The 24348-nt window shown below is 66.3% G+C and carries 21 protein-coding genes; 9 read left to right on the forward strand and 12 right to left on the reverse strand.

Translation table 11 applies throughout. From position 1 onward, the window contains the following. Positions 1-197 precede the first annotated feature (197 nt). The 3 genes from trpS to secB all read right to left on the reverse strand — a co-directional run bounded on the left by trpS (position 198) and on the right by secB (position 3461). Entirely contained in the window at positions 198-1202 is a 1005-nt protein-coding gene (gene trpS / locus BV95_RS19780; RefSeq protein ID WP_037456209.1) for a tryptophan--tRNA ligase, read from the reverse strand. Between the two features lie 4 nt (positions 1203-1206). Further along, complete coding sequence (gene murJ / locus BV95_RS19785) at positions 1207-2811, reverse strand: murein biosynthesis integral membrane protein MurJ (protein WP_037456211.1); 1605 nt, start codon at positions 2809-2811, stop codon at positions 1207-1209. Between the two features lie 152 nt (positions 2812-2963). Continuing rightward, complete coding sequence (gene secB / locus BV95_RS19790; RefSeq protein ID WP_037456213.1) at positions 2964-3461, reverse strand: protein-export chaperone SecB; 498 nt, start codon at positions 3459-3461, stop codon at positions 2964-2966. Between the two features lie 194 nt (positions 3462-3655). Here secB and BV95_RS19795 point away from each other — a divergent pair, with 194 nt between their 5' ends. The 4 genes from BV95_RS19795 (at position 3656) to BV95_RS19810 (ending at position 7900) form a co-directional block, all read left to right on the forward strand. Beyond that, on the forward strand, positions 3656-4312 hold the full coding sequence (locus tag BV95_RS19795) for a Tim44/TimA family putative adaptor protein (RefSeq protein WP_037456216.1): 657 nt from the start codon (positions 3656-3658) through the stop codon (positions 4310-4312). Further along, a complete protein-coding gene (gene mltA / locus BV95_RS19800; protein WP_037456219.1) occupies positions 4309-5583 on the forward strand; it encodes a murein transglycosylase A in 1275 nt (424 codons plus the stop codon). The genes BV95_RS19795 and mltA overlap by 4 nt, the downstream gene beginning before the upstream one ends. Before the next feature lie 12 nt (positions 5584-5595). Then, the gene (locus BV95_RS19805) at positions 5596-6126 is read left to right on the forward strand and encodes a Smr/MutS family protein (RefSeq protein ID WP_037456222.1); all 531 of its coding nucleotides are present in this window, start codon (positions 5596-5598) and stop codon (positions 6124-6126) included. Positions 6127-6220: 94 nt separating this feature from the next. Beyond that, entirely contained in the window at positions 6221-7900 is a 1680-nt protein-coding gene (locus BV95_RS19810; protein ID WP_037456224.1) for a putative bifunctional diguanylate cyclase/phosphodiesterase, read from the forward strand. 9 nt (positions 7901-7909) lie between these two features. On the opposite strand, the gene dapE is transcribed toward BV95_RS19810, so the two are convergent. Continuing rightward, positions 7910-9052 carry a succinyl-diaminopimelate desuccinylase gene (gene dapE / locus BV95_RS19815; RefSeq protein ID WP_037456227.1) on the reverse strand — a complete coding sequence of 381 codons (1143 nt, stop codon included), beginning with the start codon at positions 9050-9052 and terminating at the stop codon, positions 7910-7912. A 51-nt stretch (positions 9053-9103) separates the two neighbouring features. Between dapE and BV95_RS19820 the strand changes: the two genes are divergently transcribed. Next, a complete protein-coding gene (locus tag BV95_RS19820) occupies positions 9104-9547 on the forward strand; it encodes a cupin domain-containing protein (protein ID WP_037456230.1) in 444 nt (147 codons plus the stop codon). A gap of 20 nt (positions 9548-9567) precedes the next feature. After that, entirely contained in the window at positions 9568-10575 is a 1008-nt protein-coding gene (locus tag BV95_RS19825; RefSeq protein ID WP_174544485.1) for a S66 peptidase family protein, read from the forward strand. A 15-nt stretch (positions 10576-10590) separates the two neighbouring features. On the opposite strand, the gene BV95_RS19830 is transcribed toward BV95_RS19825, so the two are convergent. Then, positions 10591-11007: a hypothetical protein gene (locus tag BV95_RS19830; protein ID WP_234703254.1), complete on the reverse strand. Its 417-nt coding sequence runs from the start codon at positions 11005-11007 to the stop codon at positions 10591-10593. 249 nt (positions 11008-11256) lie between these two features. On the opposite strand from BV95_RS19830, the gene ihfA reads away from it, so the two are divergent. After that, positions 11257-11553: an integration host factor subunit alpha gene (gene ihfA, locus BV95_RS19835; RefSeq protein ID WP_013845991.1), complete on the forward strand. Its 297-nt coding sequence runs from the start codon at positions 11257-11259 to the stop codon at positions 11551-11553. Between the two features lie 74 nt (positions 11554-11627). Further along, positions 11628-11993 (forward strand): MerR family transcriptional regulator, encoded by a 366-nt coding sequence (locus BV95_RS19840; RefSeq protein WP_037456259.1) that lies wholly within the window; start codon positions 11628-11630, stop codon positions 11991-11993. Between the two features lie 280 nt (positions 11994-12273). On the opposite strand, the gene BV95_RS19845 is transcribed toward BV95_RS19840, so the two are convergent. From BV95_RS19845 to BV95_RS19860, 4 genes are read right to left on the reverse strand one after another with little or no spacing between them, the layout of a single operon-like run. Further along, positions 12274-12795, reverse strand: a complete 522-nt coding sequence (locus tag BV95_RS19845; protein WP_037456236.1) for a GNAT family N-acetyltransferase — start codon at positions 12793-12795, stop codon at positions 12274-12276. Between the two features lie 8 nt (positions 12796-12803). Continuing rightward, on the reverse strand, positions 12804-13346 hold the full coding sequence (locus tag BV95_RS19850) for a SixA phosphatase family protein (protein WP_037456238.1): 543 nt from the start codon (positions 13344-13346) through the stop codon (positions 12804-12806). Next, positions 13343-16093 (reverse strand): ATP-dependent DNA helicase, encoded by a 2751-nt coding sequence (locus BV95_RS19855; RefSeq protein ID WP_037456241.1) that lies wholly within the window; start codon positions 16091-16093, stop codon positions 13343-13345. The genes BV95_RS19850 and BV95_RS19855 overlap by 4 nt, the downstream gene beginning before the upstream one ends. 52 nt (positions 16094-16145) lie before the next feature. Then, positions 16146-16502 carry a PilZ domain-containing protein gene (locus BV95_RS19860; RefSeq protein WP_037456245.1) on the reverse strand — a complete coding sequence of 119 codons (357 nt, stop codon included), beginning with the start codon at positions 16500-16502 and terminating at the stop codon, positions 16146-16148. A 240-nt stretch (positions 16503-16742) separates the two neighbouring features. On the opposite strand from BV95_RS19860, the gene BV95_RS19865 reads away from it, so the two are divergent. Continuing rightward, positions 16743-18323 (forward strand): lysine--tRNA ligase, encoded by a 1581-nt coding sequence (locus BV95_RS19865; protein ID WP_037456248.1) that lies wholly within the window; start codon positions 16743-16745, stop codon positions 18321-18323. 478 nt (positions 18324-18801) lie between these two features. Here BV95_RS19865 and BV95_RS19870 read toward each other — a convergent pair whose 3' ends face one another. The 3 genes from BV95_RS19870 to BV95_RS23295 form a co-directional block, all read right to left on the reverse strand. After that, positions 18802-22263: an error-prone DNA polymerase gene (locus tag BV95_RS19870; RefSeq protein ID WP_037456251.1), complete on the reverse strand. Its 3462-nt coding sequence runs from the start codon at positions 22261-22263 to the stop codon at positions 18802-18804. Beyond that, positions 22260-23864: a Y-family DNA polymerase gene (locus tag BV95_RS19875; protein ID WP_037456254.1), complete on the reverse strand. Its 1605-nt coding sequence runs from the start codon at positions 23862-23864 to the stop codon at positions 22260-22262. The genes BV95_RS19870 and BV95_RS19875 overlap by 4 nt, the downstream gene beginning before the upstream one ends. Next, the coding region (locus BV95_RS23295; protein WP_081873469.1) for an ImuA family protein at positions 23746-24348 on the reverse strand (603 nt) is incomplete at its 5' end. The genes BV95_RS23295 and BV95_RS19875, both read right to left, overlap by 119 nt.

Consider the following 24348-nt stretch of genomic DNA (forward strand, 5'->3'; position numbering starts at 1 on the left):
TTGACGGCCGCTATCGATGGTCTATTCTCATTCCTGGTCATGGTGGGGCTCCATTGGGGTTGGCGACTTTGAACATCACCAGCCTGCCATGGCCGCTCAAATCCTCAATGGATTTTGCAGAACATCCCGCACACTACCCGGGCCGGATTATTCCGTCATCGACTGGAAAGGCCGCGACTTTCGCGGCCCCTGTGGCGTCAGCGCATCAGCCCCATCGCATCATAGGCGGCGCGCAGCGTCGGCTCAGCGGCGGCCGATGCCCTGGCGGCACCCTTCTCCAGGATCGCGTCCAGCGCCGCATCGTCCGTGCGCAACTCCATGAATCGCGACCGGATCGGGCGGAGCGTTTCCACCAGCAACTCGCCCAGCGCGGGCTTGAACGCGCCAAAGCCCTTGCCCGCGAACTCGGCGCAGACGGCGTCGGCGGTCCTGCCCGCCAGCGTCGCATAGATGCCGACCAGATTATTCGCCTCCGGACGCCCGGCCAGCCCCTCCGCCGTTTCGGGCAGCGGTTCAGGGTCGGTCTTGGCCTTCTTCACCTTCTGCATGATGGCATCGTCATCGTCGGTCAGGTTGATACGGCTCATGTCGGACGGGTCGGATTTGGACATTTTCGCCGTGCCGTCGCGGAAGGACATGATGCGCGCCGATTCCCTGGGAATGATCGGATCGGGCAGGGTGAACAGCTCCACGCCGAAATCGGTATTGAACTTGGTCGCGATGTCGCGGGCCAGTTCCAGATGCTGCTTCTGGTCCTCGCCCACCGGAACATGGGTGGCGTTATAGACGAGGATGTCGGCCGCCTGGAGCACCGGATAAACGAACAGGCCGATGGACGCGCCCTCGCGATCCTTGCCGACCTTGTCCTTGAACTGGGTCATGCGATTGAGCCAGCCGATCCGCGCCGTGCCGTTCAGCAGCCAGCACAGTTCCGCATGGGCGGGCACCCGCGCCTGGTTGAAGAGCACCGAACGATCCGGATCGATCCCGGCGGCCACCAGCGCGGCGGCCATGTCGCGGACATTGCGAATGCGCTGCTCGCGCCCCTCATGCACGGTGATCGAATGCATGTCGGCCAGAAAGAAGAAGCACTGACTGTCCGCATCCATCTCATCCTGCATCCGCACCCAGTTGCGGATCGCGCCCAGATAATTGCCCAGGTGCAGATTGCCGGTCGGCTGGATGCCGGAAAGGACGCGCATTCTTCTATCCGTTCTCTGTTTTGGTTGCACTTTTGCGGCGCATCAGCGCCTTGAGGTCGGACAGCCGATAGGCGCCCGTGACGAAACAGGCCACCCCGTACAGCGCGATTCCCACGCCGACAAGCAGGGCGAGCGCGACATAACGCTGGATCATCACCCCACCGAGCCAGGGGTCGAGCAGCCCTTCGCCCGCATAAAGCACGCCGCCCATCGCGACCGCCGCCACCGCGAGCCGGGGCAGCCGCCGCCGCAATTGCGCATCGGCGGCGAAATGCCCGCGCTTCACCAGCGTCGAATAGAGCATCGCCACGTTCACGGTCGAGGCCAGCGCCGTCGCCAGAGGCGGCCCGACATGGCCCATGCCCGCCCGGCCGAGCAGCGGGATCAGCGTGAAATTGCCGATGATATTGATGACGATCGACAGCATCGCATAGCGCACCGGCGTCTTCGTGTCGCCCCGCGCATAATAGCCGGGCGTCAGCACCTTCACGAGGACATAGGAGGGCAGGCCGATGGAAAAGGCCGACAACGCCCAACCGCAACGCTGCGCATCCTCCACGGTGAAGCGCCCATATTGAAAAAGGCCCCGCACGATCGGTTCCGCCACGGTGATGAAGGCGACGGTCGCGGGCAGCGTCAGGAACAGCGCCAGTTCGATGCCCCGGTTCTGCGTGTCCATCGCTACTTGTTCTTGCCCGGTGGAAAGCAGGCGCGAAATGGTCGGCAACAATATGGTGCCAAGGCCGATTCCGATCAGCCCCAGCGGCAACTGGTTCAGCCGGTCGGCATAATAAATATAGGTGATCGACCCGGATGCGAGCAGCCAGCCGGACAAAGCGGTGGAGATCAGCAGGTTGATTTGCGAAGCGCCCGCGCCCGCCGCCGCCGGCACGATCAGCCGCAGCAGCTCCTTCACATCCGCATCGAAACGCGGGCGTTTCAGCTTCATCGACACGCCCGCCCGGCGGCAGGCCCAGATCAACCACAGCAGTTGCAGCGCGCCGCCCACCGTGACGGAAATCGCCTGCACCCGCGCCGTTTCATATTCGTCGGCGCCATGGAACAGCCACAGTCCCGCGATCATCGCCACATTGAGCAGGATCGGCGCCGCCGCATTCACCCAGAATTTGTCGAGCGAATTCAATATCCCACCCAGCAGCGAAGCCAGGCTGATCAACGCCAGATAGGGCAGGGTGATGCGCGAGAGCATGACCGCGAAGGCGAACTGTTCCGGCGTCGGATTCTGCCGCGAAAAGCCGCCGGACAGCGCCCAGGTGATCGGCCATGCCGCCGCGATCAGCAGCGCGGTAAAGACCAGCAGCACCGGCAGCAGCACGGCGAGCGCCCGCTCAGCGAAATGATAGCCTTCCGCGATCCCGCCCGGTCCCGCCGCCTTGCGGTTGAACATCGGGATGAACGCGGCGGAAAAGGCTCCCTCGGCAAAGAGGGCGCGAAACATGTTGGGCAGGCGGAAAGCGACGCCGTTGAAGGCGTCCGAAGCAAAGCCCGCCCCGACATAACGCGCAGCCAGCGAATCGCGCACCAGCGCCAGCACCCGGCTGGCAAGCGTAAGACCGCCGACGGAACCGAGGGCCTTAGCGAGTTTCATACCATGGCCTCCCGTTCGTCCTGAGTAGCCGCTGAGCGAAGTCGAAGCGGCGTATCGAAGGACGGTTGCGAAGCTGCTTCGATACGGCCCTTCGACAAGCTCAGTCCCTACTCAGCACGAACGGACGGGAGGAGACATTCCGGCGTTTCGCCTCAGGCGTGACCGGCCGGCTCGCCCGTGGTCTGCGCCATCGCCTCGGCCTGCTGGACGTAAAGCCCGCCGAAATCGATGGGATCGAGCAGCAGCGGCGGGAAGCCGCCGTCGCGGATCGCATCGGCCAGCACGCGGCGGGCGAAGGGGAAGATCAGGCGCGGCGCTTCGGCCAGCATGAAGGGCTGCATCTGGTCCTCGGGCACGTTGCGCATGCCGAAGATCGCGGCATAGACCAACTCGACGGCAAAGGCGGTGCCCTGCGGCGCGGTCGCCTTGACCTCGATCTTCAGCGACACCTCGACCACTTCCTCGCCCACCTTGTCGGCGCCAATGTTGAACTGCACGTCGATCTGCGGCTGGTCCTGCCACTGGTAGACGGCGGGCGCGTTCGGGTTTTCGAACGACATGTCCTTCACATATTGGCTGATCAGCGCGATTTGCGGGCCGTTGTCGGCGCCATTGCCGGTGGTCTGAATGGTATCGGCTTCCTCGGCCATTCTCATTTCCCTGGTTTTTAAGGTTCGTTCGGCGGGCGGAATGTCCGCGCATGTTCGATCCGGGCGCTTAGCAGGGGCGGCAGGGCGGAGCAATGGCGGCCCCGCGAAAAGCGGCCATTTGAATATATGGGGAAACATGCCTATGTTGGCTGCGTTACGGTTTTTCAGATTCAGTCCAAAGGGTGCCTGACCCCGTGTATGTGATCGTTATCCTCGCCATGATCGCCGGTTTTCTGGCGCTGCGGCTCTATTCCGTGCTCGGCAAGCGCACCGGGCATGAGCAGGAGCCTGCCCTGCGCCCGGCGGAAGAACGCGCCAAGGTGACGATCGTGCAGCCCCGCCCGGTCACGGAGATGGCGGGCGATTCGGTGCGCCTGGCCGACGGCCTGATCGCGCCCGGCGGAGAGGCGGGCGTGCGCGCCCTGATCGCGGCGGACCGCAATTTCGACGTGCCCCAGTTCGTGGAGGGCGCCAAGTCCGCCTATAAGATGGTGCTGGAGGCTTTCTGGCGGGGCGATCGGCAGGAACTGGAATGGCTGTGCGACGCTGATGTGCTGGCCTCCTTCCAGGACGCGATCGCCGCGCGCGAGGCGGAGGGTCATGTCCTCGACAACCGTCTGGTCCGCATCGAAAAGGTGCAGATCGTCGATGCCGGCGTCACTGGCCGCATGGCGGAAATTTCGCTGCGGTTCGAGGCGGATATCGCTGCCGTCACCCGCGACAGGGACGGCAATGTCGTCGCCGGTTCGCTGACCGACGCGGTCGGCACCAACGACATCTGGACCTTCACCCGCGACCTGCGCAGCACCGATCCCAACTGGAAGCTCAGCGAGACCGACGAGGCGGCATGAGCCTGCGTCGGTCGGGCTGGGCACCGGCGGCTTGGGCATTGGCTGCGGCCTTGCTGCTGTCCGCTTGCGCCGGGGGCTTGATTCCGCCGGGCACGAGCGGCCCCGCGCCGACGCGTCCGCCACGCGGCGGCGCGGAGACGGCGGCCCCGCCCGTTCCCTCGACGCCCCGTCCGGCCTTGCCCGTCACGCCGCCAACGACCACGGTACCCGCCGATAGCGCCAACGCAGCCAGCGCGGGCGTCGCCCGTGGACCCGACATCGCCGATCTCATCCCTCCGGGCGAGCGTTCGCGCAAGGCGCTTCAGGCCTTCCGCATGTCCTGCCCATCGCTGATGAAGCGCAACGACCAGAGCGGCCTCACGCGGGGGACGGACTGGAACAGCGCCTGCGCCGCCGCTTCAAGCTGGCCGGAGGCTTCGGCCAACGAATTCTTCTCCCGTTATTTCGAAGCGGTCCAGGTGGGCGAGGGCAAGGCCTTCGTCACCGGCTATTATGAGCCGGAAATCGCCGGATCGCGCACCCGCCAGCCCGGTTATGAAGTGCCGATCTACCGCCGCCCGCCCAATCTGATCGACGCCAATCTGGGTCTGTTCAGCGACAGCCTGAAGGGCAAGACGATCAGGGGCAAGGTCGACGGCAGCAATTTCATACCCTTCGACGACCGGTCGCAGATCGTCGCCGGATCGCTGGCGGGCAGGGGGCTGGAACTGGCCTGGGCCGCCGATCCGGTCGAATTCTTCTTCCTGCAGGTGCAGGGCAGCGGACGGCTGCTGCTGCCCGATGGCGGGGTGATGCGCATTGGCTATGACGGGCAGAACGGGCGCGACTATACCGGCATCGGCAAGCTGATGAAGGATCGCGGCCTGATCCAGGCCGGATCGATGCAGGACATCATGGCCTGGCTGCGCGCCAATCCCGTGGAGGGCGCGGCGATCATGAACGAGAATAAGAGCTTCGTCTTCTTCCGCGAGCTGACCGGCGCGGGGCCGCTGGGCGCCATGGGCGTGCCCGTCACGCCGGGGGCGAGCGTGGCGGTCGACCCCAAATATGTGCCCCTGGGCGCGCCGGTCCTCCTGTCGCTCGACCGGGCCGAGCCCAACGGCATCTGGATCGCGCAGGACACCGGCGGCGCGATCAAGGGCGCCAATCGCTTCGACAGCTTCTGGGGCGCGGGCGGCGATGCGCGCGCCACGGCGGGCGGCATGTCGGCGCGGGGCAGCGCGCTCATCCTGCTGCCGATCGGGTCGGCGGCCCGGCTCAGCCAGAATTGACGCCATGCTGCGATGGGCCGGCGCAATCTCTCCTCCGAAGAACAGGCGCTCTGGACGGCGCTGACCCGGTCGGTCCGGCCGTTGCGTCCCGGTGCGCGGACGCCCGTCCTTCCGGCAGTGCCGGTCAAGGCGACCGACGTGAAAGGGTTAACGCTTCCCTCCATTCAGGCCGCTGCGGCGGCCCCGGCGCGCACCCCGGCGACCATCCTCGATTCCGGCTGGGAACGCAGAATCCGTAGCGGAAATCTGGCCCCCGACATGACCATAGACCTGCACGGCCATAGTCTGGCGGCGGCGCATGCGCGGCTTAACCAGGCGCTGGCGGCCGCCTGGGCCAGAGATGCGCGCACCATGTTGGTGATCACCGGCAAACCGCCGAAAACGGCATCAGTCGGCGGATCGCGCCGGGGCGCCATTCGCGGCGAGATCGGCCATTGGCTGGAAACCGGCAGCCATGCCGACCGCATCGCCAGCGTGCGGGTCGCGCATCCGCGCCATGGCGGCGACGGCGCGCTCTACGTCATATTGCGGCGCAAGAAATAAGCATTTTTCGACCGATATACTGACTATTTCTTAACCACTGCCCTTCATATCCCACTGATCCGGTCCAGGGTCGGGCCACGGCGTAGGGAGGCACATGCAGGGCGTGACATTGACGAGCCGCGCCACTGCCTTCGCCTGCGCCGCCGGGGCGCTGGTGTTCATCCTGTCGCTGGTGCTGGGTCAGGATCAGGCGACGGATATCGACGGCATCGGCCGGTCCCTCATCATCGCCATCCTGTGCGGCACGCTGAGCTGGGCATCCGCCCGCCAGACCGTCACGACGACCGCCAGCGCGATCGACGGCGCGACTGAACGGTTGCTTGCAGCGGCGCATGGCGACCTGCAATCCGCCGTGCCTGCCGACATCGGCCATGAACTGCCCGACCTGTCCGTCGCGATGGAAAGCCTGTTCAGCCAGGTGCGGACCAATTTGGAACATGTCCAGGAACTGGCCCTGTTCGACCCGGTGACGGGCCTCGCCAACCGCGCCAGCTTTTGCCGCCAGGTCGAACGGATGCTGGGCGAACGCAGCGAGGAGGGGCTGGCCGCCCTGTTCTTCATCGACCTGGACGGGTTCAAGAGCGTCAACGATACGCTGGGCCATGCGGCGGGCGACCAGTTGCTGGCGCGCGTCGCCGGGCGGCTGCGCGAAGTCGCCATGGCGCAGGCCAGCGCGGGCGCGGGCGACTGCCTGATCGGCCGCCTGGCGGGGGATGAATTCACCCTGTTCGTGCCCGCCATGCCCGATCTGGACACCGCCTGCCGGATCGCCCGCGCCATCCAGTTCGCGTTGGGCGAACGCTTCGATCTGGGCAGCCAGCATGTCGACCTGGGCGCGTCGATCGGCATCGCCTGCTATCCCGCGCATGGCGACACGCTGTCCGCCCTGCTGCGCTCGGCCGACATCGCCATGTATCATGCCAAGCATCAGGGCCGGAACCGGGCGGAGATGTTCACCACCGAACTGGCGCTGGAAGCCGCCGACCGCGCCGAACTGGAACGCGATCTGCTGCTGGGCCTGCAACGGGACGAATTCCTGCTGGAATTCCAGCCGCAGATAGAGATTGTCAGCGGCCGGGCGATCGGCGTCGAGGCGCTGGTCCGCTGGGTGCATCCGGAACGGGATCTGGTCATGCCCGGCTCCTTCGTGCCGGTCGCGGAGGAAAGCGGCGCGATCGTGGCGCTCGGCGACTGGGTCATGGGGCGGGTATGCGAAACGGCGGCGCGCTGGGCGCGGGCCGGCGTCATGCAGCGGATCGCGATCAACATCTCCTCCCGCGAACTGGCGCAGGCGGATTTCTTCCTGCGGCTGCGCCACGCCATGGACGCCCATCAGACCCCGGCCGCCATGCTGGAACTGGAGATCACCGAATCGCTGGCGATGGACATGAAGCCGCAGACGCTCGACCAGCTCAGCGCCCTCAGGCGCGATGGCGTGCGCGTCGCCATAGACGATTTCGGCACGGGCTATTCCAACCTCTCGCGCTTGCGCGAACTGCCCGTCGACCGGGTGAAGATCGACCGCTCGCTGGTCCGCGACATCGCCGTTTCGGCGGAAGCGCGCACCATTTGCAGCGCGGTCGTCGGCTTGATCCAGGGCCTCGGCATGGAAGTGGTGGTAGAGGGCGTGGAGACGGAGGCGCAGATGGACATGCTGCGCGTGATCGGCTGCACGCTGTTCCAGGGCTATCATCTGGCGCGGCCGACCGGGGAAGCGGACTATCTCGCCCGCTTCGCCTCGCCAGCGCCACGGGCCCGGCATCGCTCGGTCTAAAAGCGTCCGCTAACCAGCCAGCGCCCGCGCCGTCACCAGCCGGTAAATCTCCGCCAGCCCCCTCAGATCGTCCAGCGCCACCGCTTCGTCCAGCTTGTGCATGGTCGCGTTGTTCAGGCCGAATTCCACCACCGGGCAGAGGCGCGATAGGAAGCGCGCGTCGGACGTGCCGCCGGTGGTCGACAATTCCGCCTCCACCCCCGTCACCTCGCGGATCGCGCCCGCGACCAGTCCCGACAATATTCCCGGCTCCGTCAGGAAAGGTTCGCCGCTGATCTTCGCCTCCACCGTGCCGCCTTCGGCCGCGGCGATGGCGGCGATGCGGTCGACCAGTTCCGCGCCGCTATGCTCATTGTTGAAGCGGATCGATATGCGCGCCTGCGCGGCGGCGGGAATGACGTTGGTGGTGGGGTTGCCCACGTCCAGATTGGTGATCTCGATATTGCTGGCCTGGAACCAGTCATTGCCCTCGTCCAGCACGATGGCGTCGATGGCGGACAGGATGCGGACCAGCCGGGGGATCGGATTGTCGGCCAGATGCGGATAGGCGACATGGCCCTGCACGCCATCGACATTGATCCACATATTGACCGACCCGCGACGGCCGATCTTGATGACGTCGCCCAACCGCTGCGAGGATGTCGGCTCGCCCACCAGGCAGAGGTCCGGGCGCAGGCCATGGGCCGCCATGCGGTCCATCAGCGCGAGCGTGCCGTAAACCGCCGCGCCTTCCTCATCCCCGGTGATGATCAGGCTGATCGTGCCTGGCAGGTCGTCGGGCAGGCGGTGCAGCGCGGCGACATAGGCGGCGATGGCGCCTTTCATGTCGACGGCGCCGCGCCCGTAGAGCAGGTCGCCGCGCACCTCCGGCGTGAAGGGATCGCTGCCCCAGCCATTGCCCGGCGGCACCACGTCCAGATGCCCGGCAAAGGCGAAATGCGGGCCGGGACCGGTCGTCCGCCACGCCAGCAGATTTTCCACCGGGCCATCGGGCGCTTCCCCTGTCACGAAGCGATCCACCGTGAAGCCCAGCGGCTTCAACATGGCCTCCAGCACCGCGAACACATCCCCCGTGGCGGGGGTCACGGACGGGCAGGCGATCAGTTTTTCGGCTATGCCGATCGGGTCGGCATCGGTGCTGGCTATGGTCATGGCTTTGCGTTAGCGAATGCAAGGCTCCTTTGCCAGCAGGAGGGACATGTCATGCCCAAGATCGACCTTGCGGCCATCGATCAGACCAACCGCACTGGCTATCCCGCCGAATATGCCGGGCTGGTGCAGGGGCGGTGGGTGCGCAAACTGGCGCCGGTCTTCGGCCTCACAGATTTCGGCGTCAGCCATGTGGTGCTGAAGCCGGGCGCGGCCTCTTCGCAGCGCCACTGGCATGAGGAAGAGGACGAATTCGTCGTCATGCTGAGCGGACAGGCGGTGCTGGTGGACGATGACGGCCGCACGCCAATGCTGCCGGGGGACATGGCGGTCTTTCCCAAGGGCGATGGCAACGGCCATCATCTGATCAATGAAAGTGCGGCGGATTGCGCATTCGTGGCCTTTGGCCGCGTGGCGACCAGCGATTGCCACTATTCCGACATCGACATGCACCTGTCGAAGGCGGGCTATCGCCGCAAGGATGGGAGCAGCTTTTGAGGCTCGATCGCCGGGCATTGATGGGCGTTCTGGGCGCGGCGATGGCCGCTCCGGGGGCTTGGGCGGCGTCTTCCGCCGGGGTGGTGAAGCCGCCTCGCCTGCGTCCGGGCGACATGGTGGGGCTCGTCGAACCGGCAGGCTTCACCGACGACGCCTTCGACCTCGATCTGGTGAAGGAAACCATCGTCGCTATGGGGCTGGTGCCCCAGCCAGCCAGGCATCTGGCGGAACGCTACGGCTATCTGGCGGGGACGGATGCGGATCGTGCAGCGGACATCAACGCGATGTTCGCCGATCCGCAGGTGCGGGCCATATTCGCCGTCCGGGGCGGGTGGGGCTGCGCGCGGGTGCTGCCCTTTCTGGATTTCGCGAAGATCAGGGCCAATCCCAAGCTGTTGATCGGCTTTTCCGACATCACCGCGCTGCATCTGGCCTTCGCGGCGCGGGCGGGGTTCGTCACCATCCACGGGCCGAACGCCGCCAGCAGTTGGCCGCGCTTCTCCTGGGACGCCTTCCGCGCCGTCGCCTTCGACGGCGCGACGCCCCTGCTCGCCAATCCGGAGGGGCATGAGGACCGCCTGGTCCAGCGCAGCGGACGCATCCGCACCTTCAGCGGCGGCAAGGCGAGCGGGCGACTGCTCGGCGGAAACCTGACCGTGCTGTCGACGCTGATGGGCACGCCCTGGGTGCCGGATTTCGACGGCGCGATCCTGTTCATGGAGGATGTCAGCGAACAGCCCTATCGGATCGACCGGATGCTGACGCAGCTTTCGCTGGCCGGGGTGCTGGGCAAGGTGGCGGGCGTCGTGTTCGGCCAGTGCACCGATTGCGGACCGAGCGGCCCCTCCTATGGCGGCTTCACCCTGTCGGAAGTGCTGCAACAGCATCTCGGCAAGCTCGGCGTGCCCGCCTTTCAGGGCGCGCTGTTCGGCCATGTGGGCAGCCAGTTCAGCCTCCCGGTCGGCTGCCGGGCGGAGATCGACGCGGACGCAGGCACGATCCGCCTGCTGGAACCGGCAGTCCGCTAAGACCTTCTATTCAAATCAATCCTCGTCATCGGCGGGACGAACATAGGCGCCGCGCCCGTCCGGCGGGACCAGCGCCTTGTCCCTGATGGAGAGGGTGAGCGTCCTGAAACCGGGCTGGGGCACGTCCTTCGTCGCTTCGGCGGTGAGCAGGACGGCACCGTCCTTCTCCGTCCATTTCCCCTCCGCGAACAGGTCCAGCGCGCCATAGACCAGATACCATTGAAACCGGCCGTCGGCATGAAGCATCAGTTCGGAACCGGTTTCCATCACGCCGCGCAGATAATAATGACCCGCGCGTTCGGGGCTTTGCGCCCATGCAGGCTGTGCGAAAAAGGCCGCAAGGGGAAGCAGGGCGTAAAGTGCGCGCATGCGGCGATCATATCGCGGGATGGCGCGTCCGAACAGCCGTGCCGGGCGCGGAAGGCGGTCCACGCCCCGCTTCATCCCGCGCCGATCCATGTTCCTGCGATTATGGATGAACCCGTCCTTTTCGCGTAAAATACGCCATCGCTATGACCCGCCACGCCCAAAATCCCGTTTCGGGACCGCTATCCCGCCCATTTTTCACGCTTTTTTAAGGATTTCACGAAGCTGTCATCTTGCCGAATCATGCGAAATCGCGCACATTATAGAAGGATCGCCCGCATTCAGACTCGACGGGTGTCAAGGTGGGGAAGTGCTATGAGCGGTACAGGGACTCTGACGCGCGCGGATCTCGCGGAGAGCGTGAACCGTCATATTGGCCTGTCGCGGGCGGAAGCGGCAACGTTGATCGAATCCATTTTGGAACATATGTCCGCCGCGCTCGAACGCGGGGAAAATGTGAAGATCTCCAGCTTCGGCACCTTCGTCCTGCGGGACAAGACGCAGCGCATGGGCCGCAATCCGAAGACGGGCGTCGAAGTGCCGATCGAACCGCGCCGGGTGCTGACCTTCCGCGCCAGCCAGACGATGCGGGACCGCGTCGCCTCGGCCTGAGGCCGGGCGGTCGTCAAAATAGCCATTTTCCCGGAGGTTGACCTTGGCGCCGCTAAGGGTGCAACATCATGACCATGGAAAAGGCAGAGGGTGCATTTCTGACGATCAGTGAGCTGGCGAGCGAACTCGATCTTCCGCAGCATATATTGCGCTATTGGGAGACGCGTTTCACCCAGTTGCGCCCGCTCCAGCGGTCGGGCAACCGCCGCTATTACCGGCCCGCCGACGTGGCGCTTGTGCGGCGGATCAACCATTTGCTGAATGTCGAGGGGTTCACGGTGCGCGGCGCGCAAAAGGCGCTGGCCGACGGCGGCGGCGATTCGTCCCCGGCCATGCCCGCGCCCACATCGGCGACGAATGGCGAAACCACCCCCAGCGCCGAATTGCTCCCCCGCCTGGAAGCCATCCGCGCCGTGCTGGCGAAGGCCATCGGGGAATAATGACTGTCGGTTCGGATGGAAGACGTGCTCGCGCGAAGAAGCCTGGGCAGCGCAAATAAATTAAGACTGATGGTTTAGGTGAAAAACAGACCTCTCCTATTCCTCCCCATCGAGAGATGGGGAGGGGGACCGCCGCTGAAAGCGGTGGTGGAGGGGAAAATGCGCAGGTCACGCCATTTCCCCTCCACCATGCTTCGCATGGTCCCCCTCCCCACGCTGCGCGTAGGGAGGATCAAGAGCGTCCGCTATTGGCCTTCCCCCGACATTCCCGCACCGCCAATCACTCAACCGCCGCCGCGTAGATCAAATCCCGAAACGGCGCATCGCCCACCATGAAGACCGTCTCGCCGATCTCGACGAATCCATGCCGCGCATAGAATCTCTGCGCGCCCTCATTGGCCTCATAAACCGCGAGCAACAACCGCTTCGCCCCGCGTCGCCGCGCTTCCTCCATCACCAGCGCCAGCAAGGCCGCGCCATTGCCGCCCCCCTGCCAGCCAGACAGCAGATAGATGCGCTTCAATTCCATATCGCCGTCCCGCGGCTCGACCGGCAACGCAGGCGGCGTCAGCAGCGCATAGCCCACCGGCGCGCCCAGCGGCGTCTCCCCGATCAGCAGCGTCTGGTCCGGGTCGGCCAGCGCCGCGGCGTAGAAATCTTCCCCATGGGCATTGCGGACATGGGCGATCAGCGCGTCCCCTGGATGATCATGGGCAAAGCTGGCCAGAAAAGTCGCCCCGCCCAGCAGCGAAAGCGCCGCCACGTCGCGAGCCTCCGCCCGCCGCCACAGGATCGGCGTCACCGGCCCGCTCAGCGCGAACCCGGCCCCAGCGCGGGGTCCAGATCGCGTGGGCGCGTGAAGCTGGCCAGATTGGCGATATTGGGCTTCACCTCGCTCCAATGCTCGATGGGAAGGTCTAGCACGGCGATCGACGCGGTCGGAAATTTCACCTCCACATCCTCGCGCAACGGACTCGCGCCATCGTCGGGAACCAGGTCCAGGACCAGTTCCTCCAGCCCCGGATTATGCCCCGACATCAGCACGCTTTCGGCGCTGTCGGGCAGGTCGCGGATCACGTCGAACAGGGTCGGCGTGGAGGCCAGATAGATGCGCCGGTCCCAATGCGGATCGACCACATCGCCATAGCCGGTGAAGAAGACATTCAGCGTTTCCACCACCCGCACCGCCGGGGAAGCGACCACCATGTCGAACCGGATGCCCTTTGCCTTGGCGAATTCGCCCATGACCAGTGCCGCCTTCTCGCCACGACCGTTCAGCGGCCGGTCGAAGTCCCGCGCAACCGGATCGTCCCAATCGGACTTGGCGTGACGGAACAGGATCAACCGCTTCATTTTTGCTCCAGATCGGGAGTGCCGGATTCGACTTGCCGAAGCCCTAACGCGGCATGGCTTCCATGGCCAGAGCGGGATTGCCCGCTGACCGATATGATCGCTTCGTCCAGCGTCAGGCGGCGGATCGGCGTGCCCGGCGGAAAGGCGCTCAGCAACCGGCTGGGCATGGCGGACGACAGGATGACGAAGCTGCCCCGATCCTCCGCCCGGCGGATCAGCCGCCCGAACGCCTGCGCCATCCGCGCCCGGATCAGCCGGTCGTCATAGGCGCTGCCGCCCCCCGCCAGCTTGCGCGCCGCATGCAGCACGGTCGGCTTGGACCATGGCACCCCCTCCATCACCACCAGCCGCAGCGAATGGCCCGGCACGTCCACCCCGTCGCGCAGGGCGTCGGTGCCCAGCAGCGAAGCCCGCGGATCGTCGCGGAAAATATCGATCAGCGTGCCCGTATCGATCGGATCGACATGCTGCGCGTAAAGCGGCAACCCCGCCCGCGCCAGCCGGTCGGCAATCCGCGCATGCACCGCCCGCAGCCGCCGGATCGCGGTGAACAGGCCCAAGGTCCCACCCCCCGCCGCCTCGATCAGCCGCGCATAGGCCCCCGACAGCGCCGCAATGTCGCCGCGTTTGATGTCGGTGACGATCAGCACTTCCGACCGTTCCGGATAATCGAACGGGCTGCTCGCCTCGAATTGCTCCGCGCCACGCGGCAAATGGCTCGCCCCGCTGCGGCTGGCCGCATTGTCCCAATCGCCGCCGCCCTTCAACGTGGCCGACGTGATCAACACCCCCTGCGCTGGTTTCAACACCGTCTGCGCCAGCGGCCGCGTCGGGTCCAGCCAATGGCGGTGGATGCCGATGTCGAACTCCCGTCCCTCGATCCGCTCGACCGCCAGCCAATCGACATAATCCGCATCCGCCGGCCCCCCGATCCGCGCCAGCAGCGCCAGCCAGGCCGTCACCAGATCGCGCCGCCAGCCCAGCGAAGCAATCGCCCCTTCGACCCGCGCCCGCGCCGCGCCATCCAGCCAGTCGGGCGCTTCCTCGATCACCGCCTCCATCCGCTTGCCCAGATGGGTCAGCGGCCGCAGCAGACTGTCCAATGCCCGCGCCGCCTCCTGCGCCGCCTCGACCAGCGCGCCGTCCGGCTCGGCCAGTTCGGTCTCCAGCCCATAGCCCGCATCGGCCTCGCCCGTATCGGCGGCCCGCGCATAGACCGTCCCCCGCACCGCCGCGAGCAGCTCTTCGACCGGCCCGAACGGCTCGCCCGCCACGATCCGCTTCAACCACTCGTCGGCGGGGAGCGCCCGCGCCGCCTCCGCCGCCGCCCGTATCGCCTCGCCGCCCTGCTCGTCATAGCTGGCCAGGTCCGACAGCCGCGCCGCCAGCCCCCGCCGCCGCCCCCGCGCATTGCCCTCCGGCCCCATCACCCAGCGGCGCAGTTCAATGGCTTCCTGCCCGGACAACGCCACGGAGAAGGTCGAATCCGCCGCATCGAACAGATGATGCCCCTCATCGAACACGATGCGCTGCGGCGCCTGCCCCGTCTCGCGTCCCCGCGCCGCATTGATCATCACCAATGCATGATTGGCGATCACGATATCCGCGTCAGCCGAAGCCCGCGCCGACCGCTCGATGAAGCATTTCCGATAATGGGGACAGCCCGCATAGATGCACTCGCCGCGCCTGTCGGTCAGCGCGGTCGACCCATTGCGCCGGAACAAGGTCGGCAACCATCCGGGCAGGTCGCCGCCGATCATGTCGCCATCCTTGGTGAAGGCCGCCCAGCGCGCCACCAGTTGCGCCAATATCGCCGCGCGTCCTGAAAAACCGCCTTGCAGCGCATCCTCCAGATTGAGCAGGCAAAGATAATTTTCCCGCCCCTTGCGCACCACCACCCGCTTCGCCGCCACGGCGGGGTCGGGGAACAGCCGCAAACTTTCCCGGTCCAACTGCCGCTGCAACGCCTTGGTGTAAGTGGAAATCCACACCGTCCCCTGCGCTTCCCCGGCCCAGAGCGATGCGGGCGCCAGATAGCCCAAAGTCTTGCCGATCCCGGTCCCGGCCTCCGCCAGCAGCATATTGGGCTGGTCGCGATGCGCCTTGGGCCGGAAAACCTCCGCCGCCGCCGCCGCATAGGCCCGCTGCCCCGGCCGCGCCTCCGCCCCCGCGCCGGTCAACTGCGCCAGCCGCGCCACCACCGCATCGGATTGCAGCGATACGGAACGGGGGGCAGGGCGGGGCGGGTTCTCTTCCCATTCGGGCAGTTTGGAAAAGAGCCAGCGTTCCGCCTCTTTTGGCGTGGCAATGCGCCCGGCCACCAGCGGCGCCCAGGGCCATCGCAGCCGGTGCAGCGCCTGCGCCGCCGTCCAGCCGCCCTCCCGCTCGATCCACGCGGGCGAGTCCAGCGTCGCCAGCAGAGCGCCGGTCGCCGCCTGCAACAATTCGGGAATATCCGCCTCGCTCGCCGGGCGCGGCAGGTTCAGCGCCTCGGCCAGCCCCTTGGGCGTCGGCACCAGAAAGCGCGCCGGATAGATGAAGGCCCATAGCTCCAGCAGGTCCAGGCCGTTGAGATCGGGATAGCCCAGCCGTTGCCCGGTCAGCGGCGCGTTCAGCAGCAATGTCGGCGTTTCGGCCGTCCGCGCAATGGCCGTGCCCTTGGCGACGGCGGCGGTCCTGTCCCCTTCCCGAAGCCAGATGCCGCCATGGCTGGCATGAAGTGCGGGCAGGGCGGCGGGATCGATCACCTGTCCCGCTTAAGCGAACGGGAACAAAAGGGAAACCTGAAAAGCGCCGAATTCAGCCGAACCGACGCCCGAATCCGCCCGCGGGACGCGCGCCCAACGTCCGGGGCTGAAGGGCCGTCGGGGTCAGCCGCGCCGCCCGTGCAATCTCCAGCCGGTCGAACAGCGGACCGTCGGTCAGTTCATAGGGGAAGCGAATGCCGATCCGGTCTTCCTCCGCCCATTGCACCGTGCCGAACACGACATGGCCCTCATAGTCGATCTGGCACTGGCTGCGCACCGGCAGGCCGCAGCCTGTAATCTGCGCGCCACCCTCGCTCAAATCGACGATCGTTCCTTCCACGCTGTCGAGCACTGTCGTCACGACGACTGGTATATCGACCGTTATTCTATGACGGCTGCGCGGCTGCATAGTCCCTCCTGAGCCCCCTAAGCTCCCGATAAATATGCATCATCAGGGTTAATCAAAGTTAAAGAGGGGCCGGAAAAAGCCGTCATTCGTCTCCATTTCGGCACCTGGAATCGCCGCTTTCGATCCAAAACGAAGGCTAATCTATATTAACGAAGCCTTTGCCTTTCCATTTGCGGCCATGACGTTTTCCGAGTCGTCAGATGTTTTCAACCGCCGCGAAAATGCTTAGGGGGACGCATCATGACCGTGTCCGAACTCATCCGCACCGCCGCTCAGGCGTCCAAGGCCTGGCCCTATGAGGAAGCCCGCAAGCTCCTGAAGCGCTATCAGAACGGCGCGCCCGAAAAGGGGCATATCCTGTTCGAAACCGGCTATGGTCCGTCGGGCCTGCCGCATATCGGCACGTTCAACGAAGTGCTGCGCACCACCATGGTCCGCAACGCCTATCACGCGCTGTCGGACATTCCCACCCGCCTGATCGCGTTCAGCGACGATATGGACGGCCTGCGCAAGGTGCCGGACAATGTCCCCAACCAGGCGATGCTGGCGCAGCATCTGGGCAAGCCGCTGACGCAGGTGCCCGATCCGTTCGAAAAGTTCGAAAGCTTCGCGCACCATAACAACGCCATGCTGCGGGAATTTCTCGACCGCTTCGGCTTCGATTACGAGTTCGTCTCCGCCACCGACCGCTACCGGTCGGGCGCGTTCGACGATGCGCTGAAGAATGTCCTGCGCCACTATCAGGACATTATGGACATCATGCTGCCGACCCTGCGCAAGGAACGGCAGGCGACCTATTCTCCGGTCCTGCCGATCAGCCCGAAGAGCGGCATCGTGCTGCAAGTGCCGGTGGAGGTGATCGACGCCGACAAGGGCCTGATCCGTTTCGAGGATGAGGGCGATGTCATCGAACAGTCGATCCTGTCCGGCGGCGCGAAGCTGCAATGGAAGGTCGACTGGGCGATGCGCTGGGTCGCGCTGGGCGTCGATTATGAGATGGCAGGCAAGGATCTGATCGATTCCGTCACCCAGTCGTCGAAAATCTGTCGCGCACTCGGCGCCCGCCCGCCCGAAGGCTTCAATTACGAGATGTTCCTCGACGAAAAGGGGGAGAAAATCTCCAAGTCCAAGGGCAACGGCCTCAGCCTGGAACAATGGCTGACCTATGGCCCGCAGGAAAGCCTCGCCTTCTACGCCTATCGCGAGCCGAAGAAGGCCAAGCAACTCCACATGGGCGTCATCCCCCGCGCCGTGGACGAATATTGGCAGTTCCGCGGCAATTATCCGAAGCAGGCGGTCGAACAGCAGCTCGGCAATCCGGTCCACCACATCCATGACGGCAAGCTGCCGGAGGGCGAACTGCCGGTCACTTTCGGCCTGCTGCTCAATCTGGTCGGTGTGATGGGAGACGCCAGCCGGGAGCAGGTCTGGGGCTATCTCCAAAATTATGTCGCGGGCGCGAAAGCGGAAACCTATCCGGAACTGGACGCGCTGATCGGCCATGCGCTCGCCTATCACCGCGATTTCGTCGCCCCCACGCTCCAGCGCCGCGCCCCGACCGAAAGCGAAGCCGCCGCGCTGCGCAAGCTGGACGCTGAACTGGCGGCGCTGCCGGCCGACGCCACGGCGGAGGATATCCAGAATATCGTCTATGCCATCGGCAAGGATGAGGCCTATGGCTTCGCCGAACTGCGCGACTGGTTCAAATCGCTCTACCAGACGCTGTTGGGCGCGGATCAGGGTCCGCGCATGGGCAGCTTCATCGCGCTCTACGGCATCGCCAACAGCCGCCGCCTGATCGCGGAGGCGTTGGCGGCCTAACCCGCGCAAGCACGACCGGCAAGCGAGGGAACATTTGGGGACGCCGGGCGTTTCGGCATATGGTCCACCCCCTTTCGGACTGATGGTGCGTTTTCGCGCCATCGGCCGCGCCCGCCCGGAAACGAGCGGCGCGGCCAAGGGGTTCAGAGCAGCGCCCACGCTCCAGATTTTCGTTGCCGTACCGTTTGTAGCGAAAAAACCGGCGCCACTTTTCCGCACGAGCTTGGCAATTATCCTGTCCAATCTGAAGCGTGTTCCTGCGAAGGCAGGAACCCAGTTCCGACGGTCGATCTAGGACCGATCGACATTCGGCCCATGGCGTCCTGAAAATGGCACTTTCCCGTGCTTCCGGTGCTCACCTACTTTGAGTACGCTGCGTCGAAACGAGTCACCTGTCTCGTTTCGAGGGTCGCGGCAAACTACCATTTTCGCCTCGCCCTGAACTGAATGTCGGTCGGTCCTAGACCCCCACAAGCCACTAATGAAAATCCCGCGATTGCGGCAATATCCTGACGTTGCGTGGATGGCCCGAAGCCCGCGCCTCGCGCAACCGGTCAGGTTCCTCTACCGCCCCTCGCGAAAGCCGCCCCAATTCCGCCGTCCGGTCATGAATCCGGCTCGCCATCAGGTGCATGACCCCCTCCTTGCTGCGCTGCACTTCGCCCTCCACCAGCATCAGCCGCGACGCCATGACCGGCCGCCGCTGCATTTCGAACAGCCGCGCCCAGAGCAGGATGTTGGTGATGCCCGTCTCATCCTCGATAGTGATGAAGACGGCATTGCCCTTGCCCGGCCGCTGCCGCACCAGCACGACGCCCGCCGTCTTCACCCGCGCCCCGTTCTTCGCGGCGGCGGTCTCGGCGCAACTCAACACCCCCTCGGCGGCGAAGACCGGCCGCAGAAACTGCATCGGATGCCCCTTCAGCGACAGGCGCGTCACCAGATAATCCGCCTCGACCTGCTCCGACAGCGGCATGACTGGCAGCATCGCATCCGGCTCCTCCCCCAATTCCCGCGCCCTGGCCGCCGCGAAGAGGGGCAGTTCGTCCGAAGGCGTCCGCCGCGCTTCCCACAGGGCCGCCCGCCGGTCCTGCCCCATCGACCGGCAGGCATCGGCATCCGCCAGCAACCGCAAGGCCCGCCCCGGCAGCCCCGCCCGCCGCGCCAGTTCCTCCATGGTGGCGAACAGGCCATCCGCGCGCGCCGCGACCAGCCGATCCGCCCAATCCTCACGAAAACCGTCGATCTGCCGCAGCCCCAGCCGCAGCGCCAATGCCCGTCCCCGGCCCTCGCCTCGGCCGCCGTTCCGCAAACGCAACAGCGGTTCCAGCCCATTGTCCCACCCGCTCATATTCACATCGGCATCATGCACGGTTACGCCATGGTCCCGCGCATCCCGCACGATCTGCGCCGGGGCGTAGAAGCCCATGGGCTGCGAATTGAGCAGCGCGCAGGCGAACACCGCGGGCTGATGGCATTTGATCCACGCCGACACATAGACCAGCCGCGCAAAGGACAGCGCATGGCTTTCCGGAAAGCCATAGCTGCCGAACCCCTCTATCTGCTTGAAGCAGCGCTGGGCGAACTCCGCTTCATAGCCGCGCTTCACCATGCCCTTGATCATCTTCTCCCGAAAATGATGGATGGTGCCGACATTGCGGAAAGTCGCCATGGCGCGGCGGAGCCGGTTGGCGTCGGCGTCGCTGAAATCGGCGGCCACGATGGCCAGCCGCATCGCCTGTTCCTGGAACAGCGGCACGCCACAGGTCTTGCCCAGCAGCGATCTCAGCTCATTCGCCGGGCCATGTTCGGGGGAAGGCGATGGATAGTCCACCTTCTCCTCCCCGCAGCGCCGTCGCAGATAGGGATGCACCATGTCACCCTCGATCGGTCCCGGCCGCACGATCGCCACCTGCACCGTCAAATCGTAGAGGCTGCGCGGCTTCAGGCGCGGCAGCATGTTGATCTGCGCCCGGCTTTCCACTTGGAACACGCCGATGCTGTCGCCCTTGCACAGCATGTCGTAGACGGCGTCGTCGTCCGCCTCCAGATCGACGGTCAACTGATGGTCGCCCAGCCCCTGTTCGCGCATCAGGTCGAACGCCCTGCGGATGCAACTCAGCATCCCCAGCGCCAGCACGTCGACCTTCATCAGGCCAAGGGCGTCAATGTCATCCTTGTCCCACTCGATGAAGCTGCGATCCTCCATCGCGGCGTGATGGATGGGCACGGTTTCGTCCAGCCTGTCCTGCGTCAGCACGAAGCCGCCGACATGCTGCGACAGATGGCGCGGAAAGGGTTCCCGCAACAACTGGTCGAGCAGGGCGCGCAGCCGGACGATCTGCGGATTGCGCAGGTCGAATCCCGCCTCGATCAGGCGCTGTTCCCCCAGATCGCCCGAATAACTGCCCCAGACCGTGCTGCCGATCCGCGCCGCGATATCCTCGCTCAGGCCCAGCGCCTTTGCCACTTCCCTGACCGCGCTGCGCGACCGGTAATGGATCACTGTCGCGGCGATCCCGGCGCGATGCCGTCCGTAGCGGCGGTAGATATATTGCATCACCTCCTCGCGCCGCTCATGTTCGAAATCGACGTCGATGTCGGGCGGCTCGCCACGGTCGGCGGAAATGAAGCGGGAAAAGAGCAGGTCATGCCGTTCGGGATCGACCGATGTGACGCCCAGCAGGAAACAGACCGCCGAATTGGCCGCCGATCCCCGGCCCTGACACAGGATCGGCGGCTTCTGTTCCTGCGCGAATTTCACGACGTCATGAACGGTCAGGAAATAATAGGCATAGCCATGCTCCGCGATGAAGCAGAGTTCCTGCTCCACCCGCTGGCGCAGCGGGTCCGGCATCGTCCTCCCCGCATAGCGCCGCGCCGCCGCTTCCCACACCAGATGCGCGAGCCAGTCCTGCGGCGACCATCCTTCTGGCACGGGTTCATGAGGATATTCGTAGCGCAGTTGGTCGAGGTCGAAATCGATCATCGAAAGCAGCCGGATGCTTTGCGCGACCGCATCGGGCCATAGCGCATGGAGCCGGACCATCTCGTCAGGCGGTTTCAGATGCCGTTCGGCATTGGCCTGCAACAGCCTGCCCGCCTTCGCGACCGTCGTGCCGTGGCGGATGCAGCTCAACACATCCTGCAAGGGCCGGTCGGAGGGGGCGGCGTAAAGCGCGTCATTGGTCGCCAGCAGGGGAACCGAAAGGGATCGCGCCACGCTGGCGAGATGGTCGGCGATCCGGCGGTCCTTGCCGCCATGATGATACGAAACGCCCAGCCACACTCTGCCCGGCGCCTTCTCGGCTAGGCGGCGCAGGCTTTCCTCAACCGTTTCTGGCGGCAGGGGTGGCACCAGCGAAAGAGGGGAGGGGGCTGCCGTTTGGGGCGCGTCGTCAAAGGGATAAGCCACCGGATCGCCATGCGCCTCTTCCTCGCCCCCGGTTGCTTCCGGCAGCAGGATGAGCAGCAGGTCGTCCAGATATTCCAGCAGATCGTTGAAATGCAGGATGCACCCGCCCTTGACGGCGCGCAGATTGCCGCGGGTCAGCAGGCGGGTTAGCCGCCCCCAACCCCGCCGCGTCGCCGGATAGGCCACGATGTCCGGCGTACCGTCGGCAAAGACCAGCCGCGCCCCCACGACCAGACGCAGGTCAGTGCGGCAGGCGCGTTCCTCCTCCTCGCTGAGTTCCAGCGGCTGCCCCGCTTCCTTGCGCGCTTCCAGCAGGGCGGCGCGCATCCGTTCGGGCCAGCGCTTGCGCGCCACATGGGCACGCACCACCCCGGCGACCGTGTTGCGATCCGCTATGCCCAGCCCCTCCAGACCCAGCATGATCGCCCGCGTCACCATGTCCTGCGCATGGGACGCGCCGCGCAGGAAGGAGAAATTGGTCGCCGCCACCAGTTCGGCGAAGGGCGGCGCATCGGGCCGTGTCATGCGAACAGGCCATGCATATACCAGCCCGGATGCACCGCCTCGGCCCCGTATAATCCGTGGCGGAAAATCCAGTAGCGCCTGCCCCGCGCATCCTCGACCCGGTAATAGTCCCGCGTCAGCCCCACGCTGTCGCCCTCCAGCGCGCCGTCCTTCGCCGTCCACCATTCGGGCGCGATGCGTTCGGGGCCTTCAAAGCGCGTCACTTCATGCAGGGCGCGCCGCCAGCGGAAACGATGCGGCGGGCCGTCGGGCACTTGCGCCACCACGTCGATCGGCTGGGGCGGGTCGAACAGATGCAGCGGACGCATGGGCGGATCGCCCGTCTCCTGCCGTTGCGGCCAGCTTGCCGGGGCGCGGCTTTCCACGGCGGGCAGGGCGAGCTGGGCCTGTTCGGGAATATGGCTGTCGCGCGGTTCCAGCCGCTGGATGCGCGACCGCCCCGCCCGGATCGACAGCCGGTCGACCAGCGCGGCGACGCTTTCCTGCCTGCGCGCCTCGCCCCCTTCCAGCGCCAATTGGGTGGGGGCCATCGGCTCCACCTGCGGCACGGCCAGACGCAGCATGTCGAAGCCGAAACCGGGATCGAGCGGGTCGGCCAGCGCGTCGATCCGTTCCCGCACCAGCCGCATGATGGCGGGCGCGTCGCGCACCGGCAGGCTGGTCTCGACCCGCAGCGGAAAGGCAAGGCCGTCGCTGCGGAAGAACAGCGCCTCGAACCGGCGGCCGCCCTGGCCCCGTTCGCTCAGCCGCTCGCCCGCTTCGGCCGCCATTTCCTCCAGCGTCTTCAGGGCGAAGGCGGTGCTGCCCATCGGCTCGGCGAACCGCCGCTCGACCCGGATCGCCGGGCGCGGCCGTCGCGGCGCGAGTGGCCGCCGCCCCAGCCCCAGCAGGCTGTGCAGCGCGTCCACCGCCTCCTCGCCAAAGCGCGCCGCCAGCGCCGACGCGGGCCGCGCCGCCAGATCGCCCACCGTGCGCAATCCCGCCCGGCGCAGCGCCACCGCGCTTTCCTCCTCCAGCCGCAGCGCCTCGACCGGCAGGCGACGCAGCGCCGTATCCTCGTCCGCCGCCGCGCCCACCGGGAAACGGCACAGCGCATGGGCGCCCTCCGCCGTTCCGGCCATGGCATGGCGCACCCGCACGCCATGGCGCTCCAGCCGGTCCGCCGCCTCCCGCGCCAGCATCTCCTCACCGCCCCACAGATGCGCGCAGCCGCTGATGTCCAGCATCAGGCCAAAGGGCGAATCGAGCGCGGCAATCGGCGTATAGCGGGCGCAACCGTCGCACAGCCGCTCCAGCCAGTCCTGATCGCCATGGGGGTCGGCATCGAATATGCGCAGGTCCGGCTCCCGCGCACGCGCATCCGCCAACGTCATGCCCGGCGTCAGCCCCAACGCCAGCGCATCGGCATCCAGCGTCGCCAGCCGCATCGCCCCGCGCACCTGCTCGACGACGACTGCCGGTCCTTCGCCCTGTGCCCAGAGGTCAGGCCGCGCGATCCGCAGCCGATCGATCGACAGGAACGGGAACCACAGCGCCAGATAGCGGCGGTGGCCGACCGCCTTCTCCGCCATCTGCTCTTCCGCCCCCTTGGCCAAGGTCATGGCGTTCATCGCGCCCATCTCCATTCTCTGCAAATATGCGCCGCTCATTGTCCCACAGCAGCCGCCAGTCGAACCCGTCCCGCCCCGACCGCCGCCGCAGCAAATGCAGGTCGAAGGCGCTCATGCCCGGCCCCCCGATGCCCGACCCATTGCTCAACAGGGGCGGGGAGGGGGCTGCCGCCACCCGCCAGCGCGTGTCCGCCGCGCTGGGCGCCGGATCGCCGCCCACGCGCAGCAGGAAAGCGGTCACGCCCGACGCCTCGGCCGCCAGCGCCAGCCGCCGGCTGGCCGTCAGGTCGAGCAGGGGCGCACGCCCCCGCAACTCCACCGCCAGAGCGCCCAGCGCCGGACAACGCAGCGCGTCCACCGCCGCGCGCAGCAGCATGGCGTCATCCGCCATGACGCCGATCACCAGCCGTTCGGGATCGATGCCCAGCGCCGCCAGACCGGGACCATAGGGCAGGCCGCCCGCCCGCCCCGGCAA

It is taken from the genome of Sphingobium chlorophenolicum (genome assembly GCF_000722875.1).
In the GTDB taxonomy this organism is placed as follows: Bacteria; Pseudomonadota; Alphaproteobacteria; order Sphingomonadales; family Sphingomonadaceae; genus Sphingobium; species Sphingobium chlorophenolicum.